This is a genomic window from Skermanella mucosa (assembly GCF_016765655.2).
Taxonomy (GTDB): domain Bacteria; phylum Pseudomonadota; class Alphaproteobacteria; order Azospirillales; family Azospirillaceae; genus Skermanella; species Skermanella mucosa.
In genome coordinates this window covers 2,363,348-2,382,565 of the sequence record NZ_CP086106.1, presented here as the reverse complement: position 1 = coordinate 2,382,565, position 19,218 = coordinate 2,363,348, and the positions used below count along the sequence as shown (strand labels likewise).

21 protein-coding genes and 1 other RNA gene are annotated in these 19,218 nt (G+C 67.3%); 5 read left to right on the top strand and 17 right to left on the bottom strand.

Annotation, left to right across the window (positions count from 1 at the left end; translation table 11 throughout):
* Positions 1 to 54: 54 nt before the first annotated feature.
* The 15 genes from pal to JL100_RS10685 form a co-directional block, all read right to left on the bottom strand.
* Positions 55 to 549 (bottom strand): peptidoglycan-associated lipoprotein Pal, encoded by a 495-nt coding sequence (gene pal / locus JL100_RS10755; protein WP_202679845.1) that lies wholly within the window; start codon positions 547 to 549, stop codon positions 55 to 57.
* Between the two features lie 163 nt (positions 550 to 712).
* Positions 713 to 2,065, bottom strand: coding sequence for a Tol-Pal system beta propeller repeat protein TolB (gene tolB / locus JL100_RS10750; RefSeq protein WP_202679846.1), 1,353 nt, complete (start codon positions 2,063 to 2,065; stop codon positions 713 to 715).
* Between the two features lie 120 nt (positions 2,066 to 2,185).
* Positions 2,186 to 3,334, bottom strand: a complete 1,149-nt coding sequence (locus JL100_RS10745; RefSeq protein WP_202679847.1) for a hypothetical protein — start codon at positions 3,332 to 3,334, stop codon at positions 2,186 to 2,188.
* Between the two features lie 3 nt (positions 3,335 to 3,337).
* Positions 3,338 to 3,790 carry an ExbD/TolR family protein gene (locus tag JL100_RS10740; protein ID WP_202679848.1) on the bottom strand — a complete coding sequence of 151 codons (453 nt, stop codon included), beginning with the start codon at positions 3,788 to 3,790 and terminating at the stop codon, positions 3,338 to 3,340.
* A gap of 3 nt (positions 3,791 to 3,793) precedes the next feature.
* A complete protein-coding gene (gene tolQ / locus JL100_RS10735; protein ID WP_201070664.1) occupies positions 3,794 to 4,513 on the bottom strand; it encodes a protein TolQ in 720 nt (239 codons plus the stop codon).
* Between the two features lie 18 nt (positions 4,514 to 4,531).
* Positions 4,532 to 5,008: a tol-pal system-associated acyl-CoA thioesterase gene (ybgC, locus tag JL100_RS10730; protein WP_228421192.1), complete on the bottom strand. Its 477-nt coding sequence runs from the start codon at positions 5,006 to 5,008 to the stop codon at positions 4,532 to 4,534.
* Complete coding sequence (gene ruvB / locus JL100_RS10725) at positions 5,001 to 6,029, bottom strand: Holliday junction branch migration DNA helicase RuvB (RefSeq protein ID WP_407697014.1); 1,029 nt, start codon at positions 6,027 to 6,029, stop codon at positions 5,001 to 5,003. Before ruvB ends, ybgC begins: the two co-directional genes overlap by 8 nt.
* Before the next feature lie 44 nt (positions 6,030 to 6,073).
* Positions 6,074 to 6,688: a Holliday junction branch migration protein RuvA gene (gene ruvA, locus JL100_RS10720; protein WP_202679849.1), complete on the bottom strand. Its 615-nt coding sequence runs from the start codon at positions 6,686 to 6,688 to the stop codon at positions 6,074 to 6,076.
* Positions 6,685 to 7,227 (bottom strand): crossover junction endodeoxyribonuclease RuvC, encoded by a 543-nt coding sequence (gene ruvC / locus JL100_RS10715; RefSeq protein WP_201070670.1) that lies wholly within the window; start codon positions 7,225 to 7,227, stop codon positions 6,685 to 6,687. The genes ruvA and ruvC overlap by 4 nt, the downstream gene beginning before the upstream one ends.
* Entirely contained in the window at positions 7,227 to 7,976 is a 750-nt protein-coding gene (locus JL100_RS10710; protein WP_202679850.1) for a YebC/PmpR family DNA-binding transcriptional regulator, read from the bottom strand. The genes ruvC and JL100_RS10710 overlap by 1 nt, the downstream gene beginning before the upstream one ends.
* A gap of 358 nt (positions 7,977 to 8,334) precedes the next feature.
* Positions 8,335 to 9,153, bottom strand: a complete 819-nt coding sequence (locus JL100_RS10705; protein WP_202679851.1) for a TIGR00282 family metallophosphoesterase — start codon at positions 9,151 to 9,153, stop codon at positions 8,335 to 8,337.
* A gap of 24 nt (positions 9,154 to 9,177) precedes the next feature.
* Positions 9,178 to 9,771: a 5-formyltetrahydrofolate cyclo-ligase gene (locus tag JL100_RS10700; RefSeq protein ID WP_202679852.1), complete on the bottom strand. Its 594-nt coding sequence runs from the start codon at positions 9,769 to 9,771 to the stop codon at positions 9,178 to 9,180.
* Positions 9,772 to 9,807: 36 nt separating this feature from the next.
* Positions 9,808 to 9,968, bottom strand: a non-coding RNA gene (ssrS, locus tag JL100_RS10695) — 6S RNA.
* A 13-nt stretch (positions 9,969 to 9,981) separates the two neighbouring features.
* Positions 9,982 to 10,335 carry a cell division protein ZapA gene (locus tag JL100_RS10690; RefSeq protein WP_202679853.1) on the bottom strand — a complete coding sequence of 118 codons (354 nt, stop codon included), beginning with the start codon at positions 10,333 to 10,335 and terminating at the stop codon, positions 9,982 to 9,984.
* Between the two features lie 6 nt (positions 10,336 to 10,341).
* A complete protein-coding gene (locus JL100_RS10685; protein ID WP_202679854.1) occupies positions 10,342 to 10,566 on the bottom strand; it encodes a hypothetical protein in 225 nt (74 codons plus the stop codon).
* A gap of 265 nt (positions 10,567 to 10,831) precedes the next feature.
* On the opposite strand from JL100_RS10685, the gene tkt reads away from it, so the two are divergent.
* Together tkt and gap are read left to right on the top strand one after the other, a co-directional pair.
* Positions 10,832 to 12,847: a transketolase gene (gene tkt, locus JL100_RS10680; protein WP_202679855.1), complete on the top strand. Its 2,016-nt coding sequence runs from the start codon at positions 10,832 to 10,834 to the stop codon at positions 12,845 to 12,847.
* A gap of 45 nt (positions 12,848 to 12,892) precedes the next feature.
* Complete coding sequence (gene gap / locus JL100_RS10675) at positions 12,893 to 13,900, top strand: type I glyceraldehyde-3-phosphate dehydrogenase (protein ID WP_202679856.1); 1,008 nt, start codon at positions 12,893 to 12,895, stop codon at positions 13,898 to 13,900.
* A gap of 92 nt (positions 13,901 to 13,992) precedes the next feature.
* Here gap and JL100_RS10670 read toward each other — a convergent pair whose 3' ends face one another.
* Positions 13,993 to 14,445 (bottom strand): DoxX family protein, encoded by a 453-nt coding sequence (locus JL100_RS10670; protein WP_202679857.1) that lies wholly within the window; start codon positions 14,443 to 14,445, stop codon positions 13,993 to 13,995.
* A 169-nt stretch (positions 14,446 to 14,614) separates the two neighbouring features.
* On the opposite strand from JL100_RS10670, the gene JL100_RS10665 reads away from it, so the two are divergent.
* The 3 genes from JL100_RS10665 to JL100_RS10655 all read left to right on the top strand — a co-directional run bounded on the left by JL100_RS10665 (position 14,615) and on the right by JL100_RS10655 (position 17,694).
* The gene (locus JL100_RS10665; RefSeq protein WP_202679858.1) at positions 14,615 to 15,547 is read left to right on the top strand and encodes a LysR family transcriptional regulator; all 933 of its coding nucleotides are present in this window, start codon (positions 14,615 to 14,617) and stop codon (positions 15,545 to 15,547) included.
* A 61-nt stretch (positions 15,548 to 15,608) separates the two neighbouring features.
* Positions 15,609 to 16,781: a hypothetical protein gene (locus JL100_RS10660; RefSeq protein WP_228421191.1), complete on the top strand. Its 1,173-nt coding sequence runs from the start codon at positions 15,609 to 15,611 to the stop codon at positions 16,779 to 16,781.
* 214 nt (positions 16,782 to 16,995) lie between these two features.
* Positions 16,996 to 17,694, top strand: a complete 699-nt coding sequence (locus JL100_RS10655) for a type IIL restriction-modification enzyme MmeI (RefSeq protein ID WP_202679859.1) — start codon at positions 16,996 to 16,998, stop codon at positions 17,692 to 17,694.
* 123 nt (positions 17,695 to 17,817) lie between these two features.
* On the opposite strand, the gene ltrA is transcribed toward JL100_RS10655, so the two are convergent.
* Complete coding sequence (ltrA, locus tag JL100_RS10650) at positions 17,818 to 19,197, bottom strand: group II intron reverse transcriptase/maturase (RefSeq protein ID WP_407696907.1); 1,380 nt, start codon at positions 19,195 to 19,197, stop codon at positions 17,818 to 17,820.
* Positions 19,198 to 19,218: the final 21 nt, after the last annotated feature.

Genomic DNA, 19,218 nt, shown 5'->3' with positions numbered 1-19,218 from the left:
GCGCCCCATTCATCAGCGGACTTGCATCCGCTGCTGTCGCGATCCGCCGTCCGCTTAGTTGACGGTGGTCACGCCACGGCGGTTCTGCGCCCAGGCGGCCTCGTTGGAACCGAGGACGGCCGGACGCTCCTTGCCGTAGCTGGTGGTGGCGATGCGGTTGGCATCGACGCCACGCGCCAGCAGGTAGTTCTTCACCGAGTTGGCGCGACGCTCGCCCAACGCGATGTTGTACTCGCGGGTGCCACGCTCGTCGGCGTGACCTTCGACGGTCACGGTGACGCGCGGATACTGGTTCAGCCAAGCGGCCTGACGGTCCAGGGTTGCCCGGGCCTCCGGAGTCAGGTCGAACTTGTCATAACCGAAGAACACACGATCGCCGACATTGACGACCAGGTCCTCCTGGGTGCCCGGAGCCGGACCAGTCCGGACCGGAGCCGCACCGGCGGTAGCCCCACCACCGGCACCGGCCGAGCCGGCATCTTGCGGGGTGGATTCGCACGCAGCGACCAGCACAACCGCAGCCAACAGGCTCAGAACCTTCAAACGCATCTGAAAAACCCCCTACAGCGACACACGATACCAAACACGGAAGAGCGAACGGGCCGACGCTAATCTACGCCCAGTCCTTCGAATCCAGACCACCGAAAGTTTCCGATCTCCCGACTGTCTAACCTTAGCGTCGATCGTGCACCGCGAAAATAAATGGTTACCGCTAAGGAATCAAGGGCGACCAAGCGGGATCGGAAGCGTCGAGGGGCGTGACGACCTCGCGTTCATTGAAGCCGGTCAAGTCGACGCTGTACAAACGCGCGGTTCTGCTGCGATTCCCCTCCCCGCTCGGACGTTCGCGGAAGAACATCAGAACGCGTCCATTCGGGGCCCAGGTCGGCCCCTCGACGTGAAAAGCCTCGTTCAGCAGCCTTTCGCCGGCACCATCGGGCCGAATCACCCCGATATGGAACCGCCCGTTGGCGATCTTGGTGAAGGCGATCAGGTCTCCGCGCGGCGACCATACCGGGCTTGCATAGCGGCCCTGCCCAAAGGTGATCCGCTGCGGATTTCCGCCGTTCGCGTCCATCACGTAGAGCTGCTGGGTGCCTCCGCGGTCCGACTCGAAGACGATCCGCTGGCCGTCGGGCGAGTAGGAGGGCGAGGTGTCGATCGCGGGACTGTTGGTCAACTGGTCGACCCGGCGTGTCCGCAGGTCCATCGAGTAGATGTCGGAGTTGCCCGAGGTGGCCAGGCTCATGATCACCTTGTTGCCGTCCGGCGAGAAGCGCGGCGCGAAAGTCATGCCGGGAAAATCGCCCAGGACCTCCTGGCGGCCGGTGTCGATGTTGAAGAGATAGACCCGCGGCTTGTTGTTGAAATAGGACAGGTAGGTGATTTCAGGCGCGCTGGGAGAGAAGCGCGGGGTCAGCACCAGCGTCCGGCCGTCGGTCAGGAACCGGTGGTTCTCGCCGTCCTGGTCCATGATCGCCAGCCGCTTGATGCGCTTGTCGGCCGGCCCCGTCTCGGAGATGTAGACGATGCGGGTATCGAAATAGCCCTCCTCGCCGGTGATCCGCTTGTAGATCGCGTCGGAGATGATGTGGGCGACCCGGCGCCAGTTCTCCGGCACGGTGAAATAGGCCAGCCCGGTCATCTGCTGTTCGGCCAGCACGTCCCACAGGCGGAACTCCACCCGCAGGCGGCCGTCCGGCTGGCCCTGGACCAAGCCGGTGACCAGCGCCTGCGCGTTGATCACCTTGAGGTCGGCGAATCGCACTTGGTTGTGCAGCGAGAGCGGATCCTGGATCAGCGCCTTGGGATCGATCGGCCGGAACAGCCCGGAACGCTCCAGGTTGGCGGACACGACCTGGGCGATGTCTCGGCCGACCTGGGTCTCGGTCCCTCCCTGGCCGGCGAAGTTCGCAATCGCGATCGGCATCGGCTCGACCTTGCCGCGCGTGATGTCTAGGCGCAGCTCGGCCCGGGCACCGGCCGCTCCGGCCAGCGTGATGACCAGGACGGCCAGCGCCAGACGGCGGGCAAGCAGGACCAGATGGTATGGAAATGCAATCATGATCGGGTCATGCCTTACTATGATCGTTGTTCTTGCGGGAACGGGCGTCCCCTGGAGCACTCTGCGGATGCACCGAATGGGCACCTTGATCGTGGCATAATCAAGGTACCCATAGGTCCGCTATCCCCGGAGCATGTCACGCGGGCTGAAGACGAAGACGGCGTCCTTCCAGAAGTCGTAGCCGTCGGGCGGAAGCGGCAGCGTGCGGCAGCGCGGGTTCATCACGGCGCGCTGCGCCGATTCGGCGACGGTGCGGAACGCGCGGTCGCGCGCCATGCGCGCCTTGTCCACGACCTCCGCCCGCATGACCTGCCCGTCCCGGCCGATCTCCAGGCGGATCTCGACCGTGATCTCGTTGATCCCCAGGAGACCGGGATCGACGTTCCAGCACGCCTCGACCGTCCGGCGAACCGCGTCCTCCTGGCTCGCCGTCAGGCGGTCCGAGAGCTTCGTCGCGTTGCTGGCGGCCTGCTGCTGCGACGGGGCCGACGGTGCCGGCTGCTGGCGCTGCGGCTGGGCCGGGGCGTTCGACGGCTCCGGCTTGAGGTTCTGAAGGTTCTTCAGGACGCTCGCGAAATCCTGCTTGGCGTCTGGCTGCTTCTTCTCCGGCTCGGCCTTCTTCGGCGCCTCGGGCTTGGCAGGCTCGGGCTTCTTCGCCTCCTGCTTGGCAGGCTCGGGCTTCTTGACCTCCTTGGGTGGCTCCGGCTTCGGCGGTTCCGGTTTCTTCGGTTCCTGCTTCGGCGGTTCCGGCTTCGGGGGCTCGGGCTTGGGAGGCTCGGGCTTCTTCGGCTCCGGCTTTGGGGCCGGTTCCTGCTTCGGCGGGTCCGGCCTCGGGGGCTCGGGTTCGGGCTCCGGCGCCTTGGGCGGCGGCGGGGCGGGAGCCGGAGGCGGCGGGACCGGGCGGGGCGGCGGCGGAGGTTCGGGCTGCCGTTGGGGCGGCGCCGGCTCGCGCGGGGCGGGCGGCGGTTCCGCGACCTTGGGCGGTTCGGGCGGCCGCGGCGGCACCGGCGCGGGTTCCGGCGCCGCCTGGGCAAGCTGCTGCTGGGGCGGCTGCGGCGCAGGCTCCGGCTCGGGCTTGGCCTGGGGCGGCCGCGGCGGTGCCGGAGGCGAATCGTCGATGCGGGTATTGGTCAGTTCGCCGACATCGACGATGTCGATCGGGATGGATTCCGGGATCTCGATAGGCTTCTGCATCATTGGCAGACCCATCACGGCGATCGCGATGACCGCCACGTGGACCACCACAGAGAAGATGATGCCATTGCGCATGATCTAGCGCGCCGCGGCTTTGGGTTGCGGCAGCTCGGCGACCAGTCCGACCTTGGTGAAACCGCCGGCGCTGATCGTCCCCATCACCTGGAGCATGGTGCCGTAAGCGATCCTGTTGTCGCCCCGCACCAGGACGCGGGCTTCCGGATTGTTCTCGGTGATCGCGCGCAGCAGCGGGACGAGGTTGTCCAGTTCGACGGCGGTCTCCTGGACGAAGATGCGGTTCTGGGTGTCCACCGTGATGAACAGCGGCTTGCTGTCGGTCGGCAGGGCCGGCGCCGCCGTCTTGGGCAGGTCCACCGGCACGCCGACCGTCATCAGCGGCGCCGAGACCATGAAGACGATCAGCAGCACGAGCATGACGTCGACGAACGGCGTCACGTTGATCTCCGCGAGCTGCTTGTAGGCGCGGCGTCGGCCGCGCCCTTCGGATTTCCCGGCGAGCTGGGCTCCCATGGATCAGGCCCGTTCTTCCAGATAGCGCGAGAGGATTGAACTGAACTCGCTGGAGAACGCCTCCAGGCGCTCAGCATAACGCCCCAAATCTGTCGAGAATTTGTTGTAGGCGACGACCGCGGGGATGGCGGCGACCAGGCCGAGCGCCGTGGCGAACAGCGCTTCGGCGATGCCCGGCGCCACGACCGCCAGGCTGGTGTTGTTGGAGGCGGCGATCGAGGTGAAGCTGTTCATGATGCCCCAGACCGTGCCGAACAGGCCGATGAAGGGCGCCGTGGAACCGACGGTCGCCAGGAACGACATGTAGCGCTCGGCCCGGGCCATCTCCCGGCCGATCGTCACGGACATGACGCGCTCGACCCGCTGCTGCAATCCGGCCTTGATGCCCGACGCGTTCAGCGACCGCTCGCTGGCGTGGCGCCACTCGCGCATGCCGGCGGCGAAGGTCGCGGCCATCGGGTCGCCGGGCTGCTTGCCCACGTCCTCGTAAAGCTTCTCGAGCGATCCGCCGGACCAGAAGCTCTCCTCGAAATCGGCGGCCTGGGCGTTGAGCCGGCGGAGCCTGACGATCTTCTCGAAGATGATCGCCCAGCACCAGACCGACGCTGCGAACAGCATGAGCATGACGGCTTTGACCACCACGTCGGCGGCCATGAACAGCCCCCAGACGGAGAGGTCGTGAGACGCCGCCGCCGCGCCGGATGTGATGACGGAAGGATCCATGGTAGTCGGTCTCGCCTTTCAGCTATTAGGGCCTTGATCGGTCTCGCCGCGGGTTCGAAGCGCGTCCAGCGTGGCCCGGACCGGCTCCGGCAACCGCACGGGCCGACCCAGCGGATTGATGCAGAACACGGTTAACAAAATACGAACGAGGACCCGGCGCTCCGGCACGCCGGCCATGAGAACGGTCTGCTCGAACTCCATGGAGGCGCCGCGGATATCGATGATCCGCGTCTCTACTTCAAGCAGGTCGTCGAGCCGCGCCGGGGCCCGGAAGTCGATCTCGCACCTGCGTACCGCAAAGGCCACACCCGTGTCGCCCGCGATCTCCGCATGCCGGCTTCCCAGCGCCCGAAGCATCTCGGTGCGCCCGCGCTCGGCATAGCGCAGGTAGTTGGCGTGGAACACGAGGCCGCCGGCGTCCGTGTCCTCGTAATAGACGCGGACAGGCAGGCGGTGTACCGCGCCGTCCATGCCGCCGCCGAAGGTTTCAGTCATCGGGGTCTCCCTCCGGCACCAGGAGGTCGAGCTGGCGTGCCGGGATCTGCGGGACGCTGAGGCCCAGGTACCGGAAGCCGCCGTCGGTCAGCATGCGGCCGCGCGGTGTCCGCTGAAGCATTCCCTGCTGGATCAGGTAGGGCTCGACCACCTCCTCCAGCACGTCGCGCTGCTCGCCCAGGGCGGCAGCCAGGGTCTCGACGCCCACGGGGCCGCCGGCGTAGTTGCCGGCGATGCAGCCGAGATAGCGCCGGTCCATGCCGTCCAGCCCCAGCCGGTCGACCTCCAGCCTGTTCAGCGCCGCGTCGGCGGCGGCGGCATCGACCGCAGCGTTGCCCGCGACCGCCGCGAAGTCCCGCACCCGGCGCAGCAGGCGCCCGGCCACGCGCGGCGTGCCGCGGGACCTCAGCGCGATCTCCGACGCGCCGTCCGGGGTCAGGTCCAGGCCGAGCACGCGGGCGGCCCGGCTGACGATCAGCTCCAGCTCGTCCGGCTCGTAGAACTGAAGCCGCAGGGGAATGCCGAAGCGCTCGCGCAGTGGGCGGGTGATCAGGCCCGACCGGGTGGTGGCGCCGATCAGCGTGAAGGGCGGCAGGTCGATCTTGATCGAGCGCGCCGCCGGCCCCTCGCCGATGATCAGGTCGAGCTGGAAATCCTCCATCGCCGGGTAGAGGATCTCCTCGACCGCGGGCGACAGCCGGTGGATCTCGTCGATGAACAGCACGTCGTGCGGCTGAAGGTTGGTCAGCAGCGCCGCCAGGTCGCCCGCCCGGGCGATCACCGGGCCGGAGGTGGACCGGAACCCCACGCCCAGTTCGCGGCTTACAATTTGGGCCAGCGTGGTCTTGCCTAGGCCCGGCGGCCCGAAGAACAGGACATGGTCCAGCGCCTCGCTCCGGCCGCGCGCCGCCTGGATGAAGATCGACAGGTTCTCGCGCACCTGCCGCTGCCCGACGAATTCCGACAGGGACAAGGGCCGGATCGTGCTTTCCGCCTGATCCCCCTTGGCTTCTCCCTGCATCGGTTCGGGTTGCACCATGCGATCCTGCTGCTCGGCTGCCGCCATCACGCGCTAAGCTCCTTCAGTCCCATCATGATCAACTGTTCGACCTTCGCGTCGGGGCCGGCCTTCTGGGCGGCCTGGGCCACCGCCGCGAAGGCCTCGGCCCGCCGGTAGCCAAGGTTGACCAGCGCCGAGACCGCGTCATTGGTGACCCCCGCCCCGGCCGGCGCCCCGCCTCCGGACGCCGCCGTCGCCGGACCGGCGCCGAACTGCAGGTCGGCGACCTTGTCCTTCAGCTCGCTGATCAGGCGGTTCGCCAGCTTGGGGCCGACGCCGTCGGCCTGGGCCAGCGCGGTGCGGTCCTGCGCCGCGATGGCCTGCCCCAGCTTGTCCGGCTCCAGCACGGACAGCAGCGCCAGCGCCACCCGCGATCCCACGCCCTGCACGGTGGTCAGGCGGCGGAACCAGTCGCGCTCCGCCGCGTCGATGAAGCCGAACAGGGTGATGGCGTCCTCGCGCACCTGCATCTCGGTGCGGAGCGACACGGCGGCCCCGGTGTCGCCGACCCGCCGCAGCGTGCGCGCCGAGCAGTAGACGAGGTATCCGACGCCGCCGCAATCGACGATGCAGTGGTCGGTGCCGACGCTGTCGAGCAGGCCGGACAGCTTGGCGATCATGCGCGCCCTCCCCGCACTCCGGGGATCGCCAGGGCGCCCGCGATCACGTTGCGCGTCGCCGCGTGGTGGGCGTGGCAGATCGCCACGGCCAGCGCGTCGGCGGCGTCGGCCGACTTCATCTCGACGCCCGGAAGGATCATCCCGACCATCACCTGCACCTGGTTCTTGTCCGCATGCCCGGCGCCGACCACGGATTTCTTGACGAGGTTCGTCGGGTACTCCGCCACCGGCAGCCCGGCCTTGGCCGGGACCAGAAGCACGACCCCGCGCGCCATGCCCAGCTTCAGGGTGGACGCCGGGTTCTTGTTGACGAAAGTCTCCTCGACCGCCGCCTCGTCGGGCTTCCAGCGCTCGATCACGGCGCTGAGACCGTCATGGAGCTGCACCAGCCGCTCGGCGAGGCTGAGGTCGCCGTCGGAATGGATGGCGCCGTTGGCGACATGGGTCATCCGGTTGCCGCAGACATCGATGATGCCCCAGCCGGTGTGCCGCAGGCCGGGATCGAGCCCGACCAGCCTGAACGGTCCCGGTGCTCGCATCAGGCGGTCAGCCGCTCCAGCAGCTCGTTGGGGATGTCGAAGTTACCCGACACGGTCTGGACGTCGTCGTTGTCGTCCAGCACGTCGATCAGCTTCAGCAGGCTGGCGGCGGTTTCCTCGTCGGGGGCCACCGTGTTGACCGGCTTCCAGGTCAGCGCGGCGCTCTCCGCCGGGCCGAACTTCTCCTCCAGCGCGTCGCGCACGGCGGACATGTCCTCCATCGAGGTGGTGATCTCGTGGACCTCGTCGGTCGACTCCACGTTCTCGGCCCCGGCCTCCAGCGCCGCCTCGAACATGGCCTCGGCCTCCGCCGCCTTGGCGGGATAGACGATCAGGCCGATGCGGCTGAACATGAAGGCGACCGACCCGGTCTCGCCCAGCGACCCGCCATGCTTGGTGAAGGCCGAGCGGACTTCGGCGGCGGTCCGGTTGCGGTTATCGGTCAGCGCCTCGACGATCAGCGCGATGCCGCCGGGACCGTAGCCCTCGTACCGGACCTCTTCGTAGTTGGCGTCGTCGCCGCCCGGGCTGCCGCTCTTGATCGCCCTGTCGATCCGGTCCTTCGGCATGTTCTGCGTCCGGGCCGCGATGATCGCGGCGCGCAGCCGCGGGTTGGCGGCGGGATCCGGGAGCCCCGACTTGGCCGCGACGCTGATTTCCCGGGCGAGCTTGTTGAACATCTTGGCGCGCTTGACGTCCTGCGCGCCCTTGCGGTGCATGATGTTCTTGAACTGTGAATGACCTGCCATGCGCTTGAACCTGCCCTTCGAGAGGCTTTTCTGAGTGTCGATAGGGATGATTATGGCAGCTGTCTACCACACCCGGCGCAGGGCCGCACGCGACAGAACGGCAGCTGGAGCGGCAAGCCGGCGCCAGCCGAGCCAGCGCCGGACACGGGCCGCAGATTGATTATCCAATGAGGCGATATTGAGGCGCCGCTAACCCGTTCGGTCCGTAAGACGACCCATTCAGACCGGATCTGGGAGGGAGTGTAACTCAGGCCGTAGGTCGGCTAGAGCGAAGCGGCAGCCGACAAGCAGGCGCGTCGATGTCGGCTGCCGGACATGAACTCCCACAATCTCGCGCAAGAGTGTCTCCCCGGCGCCTCTACTCCACCGCCGGCAGATGGTTGGCCAGCCTCGGGCCGACCCGCACCGCCTCCGCCCGGACGGCAAGCCCCGTCCGGTCGTCGGTCTCCACGAAGACGCCGCAGACGGTGGCTTCGTTCTCCGCCGGGGTCATCTTCTCCGTCGGCAGCTTGCGGACGAAGCGGGCGACCGAGACTTCCTTCTTCATCCCGATCACGCTGTCATAGTCGCCGCACATGCCGGCGTCGGACTGGAAGGCCGTCCCGCCGTTCAGGATCTGGAGGTCTGCGGTCGGGATGTGGGAGTGGGTGCCGACCACCAATGAGACTCGGCCGTCCAGATAGTGGCCCATCGCCATCTTCTCGCTGGTCGCCTCGCCGTGGAAGTCCAACACCGCGGCGGTGATGCCGCCGCCCAGCCTGTGCTGGCGGACCACCTTCTCGACCGCCGCGAAGGGGTCGTCCAGGGCGTCCATGAACAGCCGCGCCATGACGTTCATGACCAGCACCTTGCGCCCGCCCTGGAGCTGGAAGATCGAGGCTCCCCGGCCCGGCGTGCCGTCGGGATAGTTCAGCGGGCGCAGGATGCGCGGCTCGCGGTCGATCGACCCGACCAGTTCCTTCTGGTCCCAGACATGGTTGCCGGTGGTGATGCAGTCGACGCCGACCTCGAAGAACTCCCGGGCGATCTTGTCGGTGATCCCGAAGCCGCCGGCGGCGTTCTCGCCGTTCAGCACCAGGAAATCGACCTTCAGCGCGGCGCGCAGCTCGGGGATCCGCTTCAACGCCGCCTCGCGGCCGCTGCGTCCGACCACGTCGCCCAGGAACAGGAGTCTCATGTCACCTTCTATCTGTTTTGCTATCTATTCTGAAATGCGGAGCGCCGACGTCTCCGTCACGATCCAGTCCAGCGGCTGGTCGTACCGGTCTCGGGGAACGGCCTCGACCTCCTGCGCCGAAAATCCGATTCCGATCGCGGTCACCGGCTTCACCCGCCGCAGCCGCTCCAGCGTGCGGTCGTAGAAGCCTGCGCCGTAGCCCAGCCGGAAACCAGCCCGGTCGAACGACAGCAGGGGCACCAGCAGCACGTCCGGCTCGACCTCCGGCTCCCCGGCGGCCGGCGCCAGGATGCCGAGCCCGCTTCGCTCCATCGGCGTCTGCGGCGTCCAGCGGCGGAACGACAAGGGTTCGCCGCGCGCCGTCACGACCGGCAGGGCGCAGTTGAAACCGTCGAGGTCCAGATGGGACAGGGCCGGCCTGACGTCAAGCTCGCTGCCGATCGGCCAGTAGCCTGCGACCACGGACGGCCTGGGCATTCCGGCTAGCAGCCCGGCAACCCGGCCAGTCACGGCCTCGGCGGAGTCGATGCCGGCGGAGGCGAAGGCTTCGGCGCGCCGAAGCTTGGCCGACGCCCGCGCCGCGTTCTTCACTTCGCGAAGGTCGGCTGGATCGGTCATCGGCGCGAGAAAGGGGGGCGCGAAAAAAGGAAAGTGGAAGGAGCCGCTTGGCCGTTGGCGTGATTGCTATCCTCTGCGGCCTGCCTAAGCAGGTGGGCGCCATGTACCGAAACCACGGTTCCGGCAGGGACAGCTCCCGAGAGTAATAGGTTATCGGCCCCAGGGATAAAGCAGCCTGACGAACCGCGCAGCAACCTTCCGATCCCTAACCTAGGCACGATCGAGCTTGGCTGCAATATCCCCGATGCGTTTTGCCAGATGATCGACCGCGGCGACCATCACGTCCTCGTCGGCCGGGGAGATTCCGTTCGTCTCTCCGGGGGCGGCTTCGCGGGCACCGGCGGCCAGGGCGTCGTACTCCGCCTTCAGGTCGAACAGCTGGTCGGTCACCAGCAGGGCGCCCATGGCCAATGCCTGCGCCTCCCCGGCGGTCGGCGCGCGGCCGGCGATGGCGCGCAGCTGCCCGTCGAGATAATTGGCGAGCTGGCGCAGGCGGGCTTCCTGCCCGTCCTCGCAGCCGATCAGATAACTGCGCCCGTTCAGCGTAACGTCGACACGCGGCATCCGCTCCTAATCCTCCAAAACGGTCTGCAGCCGGTCGATCGCCGTGTCCAGGCGCGCCGAGACGGTGTCGGCCACGCCCTTGGCCTCCGCCTCGGCCGCCCGGGCGGCTTCCAAGGCGCGCGCCAGTTCGTCGCGCTCGGCGACGTGGCGGGCCTCCCGGCGGTCCAGGGCCGCGTCGAGCTGGTCGATCGCCATGTCGAGGCTTTCCATAGCGGCTTTAAGTCGGTCCATCGGGGCGAAGCCGATCCTGCGCAGAAGTGAAACCAGTCGGCCCCGACCTTAGAGGCGTGCCCGCGCCGCCGTCAACCACGCTTCGCAGACGCCACATCCCGGCATCTCGCGTGTTGACGTGGGCAACCGGCGGCGGCATGGTGCCCGCGTTTCAGAATCTTGAAGCCATGTCGCAATGCCGCGCGCAGCCCGGTCGCCGCTTCGCCAAACCGGCGGGGCCGACCGGGGACGGCGCGTTCAGAATCTAGTCAGGATACCCGTCACCATGCCGACGACGCCCTCCTCCGCGACCCCCGCAAGCCCTGCCGGCGTTCCGCACGAGCAGTTGGCCAATGCGATTCGCGTACTCGCCATGGACGCGGTCGAGGCCGCGAAATCCGGCCATCCCGGCATGCCGATGGGCATGGCCGACGTGGCGACGGTGCTGTTCGGCAAGTTCCTCAAGTTCGATCCCAAGGCGCCGCAATGGCCCGACCGCGACCGCTTCGTGCTGTCGGCCGGGCATGGCTCGATGCTGCTGTACAGCCTGCTCCATCTCTCCGGCTACGAGGAGATGACGATCGACGAGCTGAAGCGGTTCCGCCAGCTCCACAGCAAGACCCCCGGCCACCCGGAAGTGCTCCAGTCCGGCGGGATCGAGACGACCACCGGCCCGCTCGGCCAGGGCATCTCCACCGCGGTCGGGATGGCGCTGGCCGAGCGCATCCTGAACGCGCGGTTCGGCGACGACCTGGTCGACCACTACACCTATGTGATCGCCAGCGACGGCGACCTGATGGAAGGCATCAGCCACGAGGCGGCGTCCTTCGCCGGCCACCTGGGCCTGTCCAAGCTGATCGTCCTGTGGGACGACAACCAGATCTCGATCGACGGCCCGACCAGCCTCAGCTTCACCGACGACACGCTGAACCGCTTCCGGGCCTATGGCTGGGACGTGCGCGAGATCGACGGTCACAATCCCCAGCAGATCACCACGGCGATCGAATACGCCCGCACCACCGACGCGCCGTCGCTGATCGCGTGCAAGACCATCATCGGCTACGGCGCCCCGACCAAGGGCGGCACCCACCATTGCCACGGCTCGCCGCTGGGCGCCGACGAGATCAAGGCCGCCCGCGAGAAGCTGGCCTGGACCCACGAGCACTTCATCGTCCCGGAAGAGATCACCCAGGTCTGGCGCGGCTTCGGCCAGCGCGGCGTGGCCGAGCGGGAGAGCTGGCAGGCCCGCCTGGACGGCGCCGACGACAGCCTGCGCAGGAGCTTCGAGCACGCCGTCTCCGGCGAGCTGCCGGCCGATTTCGACGCGGTGATCGACGGCTTCAAGAGCAAGGTCTCTGCCGAGAAGCCGAAGCTGGCGACCCGCGTCGCCTCGGGCAACGTTCTCGACGTCCTGGTGCCCGCGGTGCCCGAGCTGATCGGCGGCTCCGCCGACCTGACGCCCAGCAACAACACCCGCGTCAAGAATACCGGCGCCGTCCAGCGCGGCGACTTCCACGGCCGCTACGTCCATTTCGGCGTCCGCGAGCACGGCATGGCGGCGGCGATGAACGGCATGGCGCTGCATGGCGGGATCATTCCGTATGGCGGCACCTTCCTGACCTTCAGCGACTATTGCCGCCCGGCGATCCGCCTCGCGGCCCTGATGAAGTCCCGCACGATCTTCATCATGACCCATGACAGCATCGGCCTGGGCGAGGACGGCCCGACCCACCAGCCGGTCGAGCACGTGCCGGCGCTGCGCACCATCCCGAACCTGCTGGTCTTCCGCCCGGCCGACGCGGTCGAGACGGCGGAATGCTGGGCGATCGCGATGAAGAGCGTCCACCGTCCGTCGCTGATGGCGCTGACCCGCCAGAACCTGCCGACGGTCCGGACCGAGCACACGACCGAGAACCTGTCCGCCAAGGGAGCCTATATCCTGGCCCCGGCCGACGGCGAGCGGAAGGTCACGGTCTTCGCCACCGGGTCGGAGGTGGAGATCGCCCTTCAGGCCCGCGCGACGCTCCAGGCCGAGGGAATCGGCACGGCCGTGGTCTCCATGCCCAGCATGGAGCTGTTCGAGGAGCAGGACGAGGCCTACCAGGACGAGGTGATCGGCGAGAACACGGTCCGCATCGCCGTCGAGGCCCAGGTCCGCCAGGGCTGGGACCGCTATATCGGCCGCAAGGGGACATTCGTCGGCATGAAGAGCTTCGGCGAATCGGCGCCCTACCAGGATCTCTACAAGCATTTCGGCATTACTGCCGATGCCGTGGTGACGGCCGCCAAGGCCAAGTTGTAAACGGGCGCATCAAAGCCCGCGAACGTATTGGGATAGGAGGAATCGATGGCTGTTAAGGTTGCGATCAACGGATTCGGGCGTATCGGCCGTCTGGTGCTGCGCGCGATCTACGAATCCGGCCGCACCGACGTCGAGGTCGTCGCGATCAACGATCTCGCCGACGTGCATACCAACGCGCACCTGCTGAAGTACGACAGCGTCCATGGCCGGTTCCCGGGCACCGTGGAGGCCCGCGAGGGCGTGCTGGTCGTCAACGGTCACGAGATCAAGGTCGTCCAGGTCCGCGACCCGGCCCAGCTCCCCTGGGGCGACATGGGCGTCGAGATCGCGCTTGAATGCTCGGGCATCTTCACCAAGCGCGACGATGCCGCCAAGCACCTGACGGCCGGCGCCAAGAAGGTCCTGATCTCCGCCCCGGCGACCGACGAGGACCTGACGGTCGTCTACGGCGTCAACCACGACAAGCTGACGGCCGAGCACAAGATCGTGTCGAACGCCTCGTGCACGACCAACTGCCTCGCCCCGGTCGCCTTCGTGCTGAACAATCTGGTCGGCATCGAAAAAGGCTTCATGACCACGATCCACAGCTACACGGGCGACCAGCGCATCGTCGACACGATGCACAAGGACCTGCACCGCGCCCGCGCCGCCGCGCTGAACATGATCCCGACCTCGACCGGCGCCGCCAAGGCCGTCGGCAAGGTGCTGCCGGAACTGAAGGGCAAGCTGGACGGCACCGCCATCCGCGTGCCGACCCCCAACGTCTCGGTCGTGGACTTCAAGTTCATTGCCAAGCGGGCGACCAGCCCGGAGGAGATCCAGAAGGCCATCTCCGAAGCCGCTGCCGGCCCGCTCAAGGGCATCCTGGAGGCCTATGACGAGGAGTTGGTGTCGACCGACTTCAACCACGACCCGCACTCCTCGATCTTCGCCCTGAAGGAGGTCAAGGTCATCGACGGCAACTTCGTCCGCATCCTGACCTGGTACGACAACGAATGGGGCTTCTCCAACCGCATGGCCGACACCGCCGTCGCCATGTCGAAGGCCGGCTGAGCAACCCGACCTGAAGTCCCGACGTGACTGAAAGTGCCCGGGAGCATCGGCCGATGCTCCCGGGCACTTTTTCGTTCGAGACTACGCTGCGGTCAGCGGGCGGCCTGCGCGGTCCGTCCGGCGCCGCCGAAGCCCAGCAGCTTCTCCGGCTTCAGCGCGTAGGCGCCGGCGCCGAGCAGGGCCTGGACGACCAGGGTCACCGTCCAGAACGCGGGGAACTCCCAGCCGCCGCCGGTGCTGCCGAACATCCAGCCGTTCGGCAGGTGCTGGAGCGTGGCGCCGATCATGATCGGCAGCAGGGCGATGGAAACCGCGCGCGTCCAGGCGCCCAGGATCAGGGCGAGCCCGCCACCCAGCTCGCCCAGGATGACCAAGTAGGCGAAGAAGCCAGGGTAGCCGATGGTCTCGAAGAACTGCACCGTGCCCGGAATCGTGAAGGTGAAGATCTTGAGCCCGGCATGGGCAAGGAAAAGGATGCCGAGGCTGACGCGCAGCAGAAGAGCGGCGTAATCGGCCTGCGAGTGGGTCGAGTGAGAAGCGTTCATTGTCAGTCCATCCCGATCCGGGGCCCGTCCCTCGGGCCCGTTTTGGTGAAAGGGGCGGATTGTCCGGCCCCCTGATGGACAGAACTGTGCATTGAAAACGGCTGGCGGTTAATCCGCCCATTCATGCATAAATAAGCCACTCCGCGTATACAATCGGAAAGGCCGCTACATGGATCGAATCACCGCCCTGGCCGCCTTCGTCCGCACCGTGGAACTGGGAAGCCAAGCCGCGGCGTCGGAGGATCTCGGCTTGTCCCGGGCGATGGTCGGCCGCCATATCCAGCAGTTGGAAGACCGGCTGGGCGTCCGCCTGCTCAACCGCACGACCCGCAAGCAGAGCCTGACCGAAGCGGGTCTGGCCTTCTTCGAGAAATGCGCGAGCATCCTGGACCAGTTGAACGAGGCCGAGCGGGTGGCCAGCGAGTTGCAGGCCGAGCCGCGCGGCACGTTGCGGGTCAACGGCCCGATGAGCTTCGGCAGCACCCATCTCGCTTCCGCCCTGGCCGCCTATAGCGAGCGGCACCCCCAGGTCCGGATCGACCTGGTACTCAACGACCGGCAGGTGGATCTGGTGGAGGAAGGCTACGACGTCGCGATCCGGATCGCCCGCCTGACCGATTCCAGCCTGATCGCCCGCCGCCTCGCCCCGATCCGGATCGCCCTCTGCGCCTCCCCCGATTACCTGGGTCGCCATGGAACGCCGCGCACGCCCCAGGATCTCGCCGGGCACAACTGCCTGCTCTATACCTACTCCCCCACCCCGCTCGACTGGACGCTGGTCGGGCCGGACGGCGTGGAGACCGTGGTGCGGGTGACCGGCAGCCTGTCGGCCAACAACGGCGACGCGCTGGTGGCCGCGGCGATCGCCGGCCAGGGCATCGTGCGGCAGCCCACCTTCATCGTCGGTGACGCGCTCCGCGACGGCAGGCTGGTCACGGTCCTGCCGGACTACGCCCTGCCGCAGCCCAGTGCCTACGCGGTCTATCCCCATGCCCGCAACCTGTCGCCCAAGGTCCGGAGCTTCGTCGATTTCCTGGCCGGGCATTTCCGCGGGGTCCCGCCTTGGGACGTCGGCCTGGACGAGGTGTCAGCTATCCGTTAACCAACGGCACCTAAAATCTCCGGTTCAGGGGAAGAGTCCAATAAGCAACCGGAGATGAATGATGCCGAAATGCTCCGCGCCGATCCGCCTGCTGGCGGCGTTGCTGCTGCCGATGCTCCAGGCGTCCGGAGCCTCCGCCCTGACCCTGACCATTCCGCCGGGAGCGGCGCCGGAGATCGTCTTCGAGCATGATCGGGACGCCTGCGAGAAGTTCGACGTCCCCGACGTTCCGGCCAGCGTCTTCCGAGCCCATGACGGCACCGTCCGCCTGATCGCCAGCCACTGGACCAACCGGGGCATGGCCGGTCCCGACCTCGACCATCTCCGGCACTCCTGCGACATCCTGTACGAGGGCGCCAACGACGACGACCCCTCGGCCTTCGACGACCGGGGCTGGATCACCAGCACCTACACCCTCGACGGCAGGACCGTCCACGCGCTGGTCCACAACGAGTTCCACGGTCACCGGCGCCCGGCCCTCTGCCCGTCCGGGGGCTACATGGAGTGCTGGTACAACACCATCACCTACGCCGTCTCGACCGACGGCGGCCGGACCTTCAAGGCGCCCGAGGGCCGCCGGCTGGTGGCGGGCGTCCCGTACCGGTACGATCCCAATCGCGGCAAGCGGAGCGGCCTGTTCAACCCGGCGAACATCATCCGGCGCGGCGACCATTTCTACACGATGTTGAGCGCCGCCCCGCAGGGCGAGCAGGCTTTCGGCATCTGCCTGATGCGGACCGACCGCCTTGACGACCCGGCGTCCTGGCGGGCCTGGGACGGCAACGGTTTCACCGTCCGCTTCATCGACCCCTATCGGGAAGAGCCCGACCCGGCGGGCCCGCCGGCTACCTGCACGCCGGTTCCCGGCCTGACGCGGCTGATGACCAGCCTCAGCCTGCACCGTCCATCCGGCCTCTATATCGGCCTGTTCACCCACCGCCAGCCCACGGGGGCGGACGGCGCAACGGTGGATGGCGTGTTCTACAGAACGAGCCCCGACCTGCTGGCATGGTCGCCGCCCCGGCTGCTGTTCCCGACGCCGGTCACCCTGAACAAAGGGTGCGACACCCGGCCGGTGGTCTATCCATCGCTGGTCGATCCCGACAGCCCGTCCCGGAACTTCGAGGACACGGACGACGACGCCTATATCTACATGACCCGAATCACCATGGATGGATGCAAGACAGGCTGGACCCGAAATCTCGTGCGCCTGCGCGTCCGTATCGACCGGTAAGCTCGCACCGATCGACCGACCGAATACTGGGCTATTATATTCAACCCTTATTCACAAGCGTGACGCGGCTGCTAAATTTATTGTTTCACGATAAGTATTGGGGTAAACTTAAATTTCTCTCTAAATAAACAATACTGTCGCACCCGGATGCGTAAAATTGCCTTCGTGTGAGTACGAATGTATTTTGACGGGAACATCCACCATGGGTTCCCTCATGAAGTTTGCATCCGCGGTGATCGCCGACCCCGTTCAAGCCTTCATCAGCCGATGGAAGGAATCCGGCGCGGGTGAGCGCGCGAACTGCCAGCTGTTCCTGTCGGAACTGTGCGATCTGATCGGGGTTTCCAGGCCCGACCCCACGCGGGACGACGACCGCTACAATCTCTATGTATTCGAACGGAAAGTCGCGTATCCACGTGCCTACGGCGCGGTCAGCACGGGCAGGATCGACCTATACAAGCGCGGCTGCTTCGTGCTGGAGGCGAAGCAGGGCAGCGACCAGAAGACCGTGTCTCTGAAGACCCGGCGCGGCACGGCGGTTCGGGGCGGCAAGCACTGGGAGCGCACGATGAACGACGCCCGGCTCCAAGCCCTGGCCTACGCCCGCGCCCTGCCCGCCCGGGAAGGCCCGCCGCCCTTCGTCATCGTGGTCGATGTGGGGCATTCGATCGAGCTGTTCGCCGACTTCAGCGGAACCGGCCTGCGCTACGACCATTTCCCCGACGCCGGAAGCCACCGCATCCTGCTCGACGACCTCACCCGGGCGGAGATCCGCAACCGGCTCGCCAAGGTCTGGACAGCGCCCTTCGACCTGGATCCTTCCCGGAGCATGATGGTGCCTCCCCGGCGCGCCGCGGACCGGATGGCGGCGCCCCGGCACATCACGGCTGTTGTTCCCGCACAGGGGTTCTGACGGGCCAGAGCATCGATCACCGAAAAGTGCACTGGGTGCGAAGTGATCTTGTCGTCCACAGATGAACGCAGATGAACACAGATAAGGAAGATCTCGAATAATTAATCGCGGTAGGGACGCCCGTTACCGGGCGCCCCCCGCACAGAACCGGACGTGCCCGATTAAGGCATCCGGCTCCCACCTTGGGTGTTTGACGCGGAAGCGGTTTCCGGGCCAGGGATGGATGATGCGCGGCCGTGGTAGCCAGCAGTCGGCAAGGCGCGTGAGTTTGTCCCACGGTGTCTTGTCCTTCTGGCTGCGCCGACGCAGCGCCCTCATCCACAGGACGCCGACATGGTAGCGCAGGTTGGCAAGGGCCCGGTAGTTGGTCGGGACGGCGAAGTAGGCGTAGAAGCCGCGCATCACCTGTCCCAACCACCGGCCTTGCTCCGGGATGCCCTGGTGCCAGCGCCGCCGGAGTTCCTCCTTGATTTCCTTGAGCTTGGCCTGCTTGCGCTGGCGCCGGGTCTGGCGTCGCAGCAGGAAGCCGCCACGCCGGGACCGCCCACAGATGTGGGTGAAGCCCAGGAAGTCGAAGGTCTCCGGTTTGCCCGCGCCGCGCTTGGCCCGGTCGGCAGTTGCCTGCCGGCCGAACTCGATCAGGCGGGTCTTGTCGGCGTTCAGTTCCAGGGCGAACCGCGCCAGGCGCTCCCGCAGGTCCGCGAGGAACCGCTCGGCGTCCGACCGGTGCTCGAACCCGACGACGGTGTCGTCGGCGTAGCGCACCATGACCATGGTCCCGGTCGCGTGGCGATGGCGCCACTGCCGGGTCCACAGGTCGTAGACATAGTGGAGATAGACGTTGGCCAGCAGTGGCGATGCCACCGCCCCTTGCGGGCTGCCGGCCGTCGCCGGCTGCCGTTTCCCCGTCTCGTCCACCACGCCTACCGTCAGCCACTTGCGGATCAGCCGCAGGACGCGGGCATCGCCGATCCGGTGTTCCAGGAACCGCATGATCCACATGTGGTCGATGCTGTCGAAGAACGCCCGGATGTCCGCATCCAGGATCCAGTTCACCCGGCACTCGCCGATCGCCACCGCCAACGCGTCGAGCGCGTCGTGCTGCCCCCGTCCCGGCCGGAAGCCGTAGGAGAAGCCGAGGAAGTCTTCCTCGTAGATGGCGTTCAGCACCTCCACCAGCGCCCGCTGGACGATCTTGTCCTCCAGTGCCGCGATCCCGAGCGGCCGCATCCGGCCGTCCGGCTTGGGAATGAAATGCCGGCGTGACGGGTGCGCCCGGTAGCGGCCGGAATGCACGCGGTCCTTCAGGTCCGCCAGCCGTTCCTCCAGCCCCTCCGCGTACTCCCGCCACGTCATTCCGTCCACACCCGGAGCCGCGTCCCGCTTCAATGCCCGATAGGCAAAGCGCAGCAGGTCGGTATCCACGTGCGTCAGAAGGGTGGTGAACCGCTCCTCCTTTCGCTCCCGTGCCGCTTGACGTATGCGCTCCAGCCCCGAGAGCACGGGTGCCCGGTCCTGAGCCCG

Coding starts and splice junctions, on each gene's coding strand:
- pal (WP_202679845.1), bottom strand. CDS start 549: ATGCGTTTGAAGGTTCTGAGCCTGTTGGCTGCGGTTGTGCTGGTCGCT.
- tolB (WP_202679846.1), bottom strand. CDS start 2,065: ATGATTGCATTTCCATACCATCTGGTCCTGCTTGCCCGCCGTCTGGCG.
- JL100_RS10745 (WP_202679847.1), bottom strand. CDS start 3,334: ATGCGCAATGGCATCATCTTCTCTGTGGTGGTCCACGTGGCGGTCATC.
- JL100_RS10740 (WP_202679848.1), bottom strand. CDS start 3,790: ATGGGAGCCCAGCTCGCCGGGAAATCCGAAGGGCGCGGCCGACGCCGC.
- tolQ (WP_201070664.1), bottom strand. CDS start 4,513: ATGGATCCTTCCGTCATCACATCCGGCGCGGCGGCGGCGTCTCACGAC.
- ybgC (WP_228421192.1), bottom strand. CDS start 5,008: ATGACTGAAACCTTCGGCGGCGGCATGGACGGCGCGGTACACCGCCTG.
- ruvB (WP_407697014.1), bottom strand. CDS start 6,029: ATGCAGGGAGAAGCCAAGGGGGATCAGGCGGAAAGCACGATCCGGCCC.
- ruvA (WP_202679849.1), bottom strand. CDS start 6,688: ATGATCGCCAAGCTGTCCGGCCTGCTCGACAGCGTCGGCACCGACCAC.
- ruvC (WP_201070670.1), bottom strand. CDS start 7,227: ATGCGAGCACCGGGACCGTTCAGGCTGGTCGGGCTCGATCCCGGCCTG.
- JL100_RS10710 (WP_202679850.1), bottom strand. CDS start 7,976: ATGGCAGGTCATTCACAGTTCAAGAACATCATGCACCGCAAGGGCGCG.
- JL100_RS10705 (WP_202679851.1), bottom strand. CDS start 9,153: ATGAGACTCCTGTTCCTGGGCGACGTGGTCGGACGCAGCGGCCGCGAG.
- JL100_RS10700 (WP_202679852.1), bottom strand. CDS start 9,771: ATGACCGATCCAGCCGACCTTCGCGAAGTGAAGAACGCGGCGCGGGCG.
- JL100_RS10690 (WP_202679853.1), bottom strand. CDS start 10,335: ATGCCGCGTGTCGACGTTACGCTGAACGGGCGCAGTTATCTGATCGGC.
- JL100_RS10685 (WP_202679854.1), bottom strand. CDS start 10,566: ATGGACCGACTTAAAGCCGCTATGGAAAGCCTCGACATGGCGATCGAC.
- tkt (WP_202679855.1), top strand. CDS start 10,832: ATGCCGACGACGCCCTCCTCCGCGACCCCCGCAAGCCCTGCCGGCGTT.
- gap (WP_202679856.1), top strand. CDS start 12,893: ATGGCTGTTAAGGTTGCGATCAACGGATTCGGGCGTATCGGCCGTCTG.
- JL100_RS10670 (WP_202679857.1), bottom strand. CDS start 14,445: ATGAACGCTTCTCACTCGACCCACTCGCAGGCCGATTACGCCGCTCTT.
- JL100_RS10665 (WP_202679858.1), top strand. CDS start 14,615: ATGGATCGAATCACCGCCCTGGCCGCCTTCGTCCGCACCGTGGAACTG.
- JL100_RS10660 (WP_228421191.1), top strand. CDS start 15,609: ATGCCGAAATGCTCCGCGCCGATCCGCCTGCTGGCGGCGTTGCTGCTG.
- JL100_RS10655 (WP_202679859.1), top strand. CDS start 16,996: ATGAAGTTTGCATCCGCGGTGATCGCCGACCCCGTTCAAGCCTTCATC.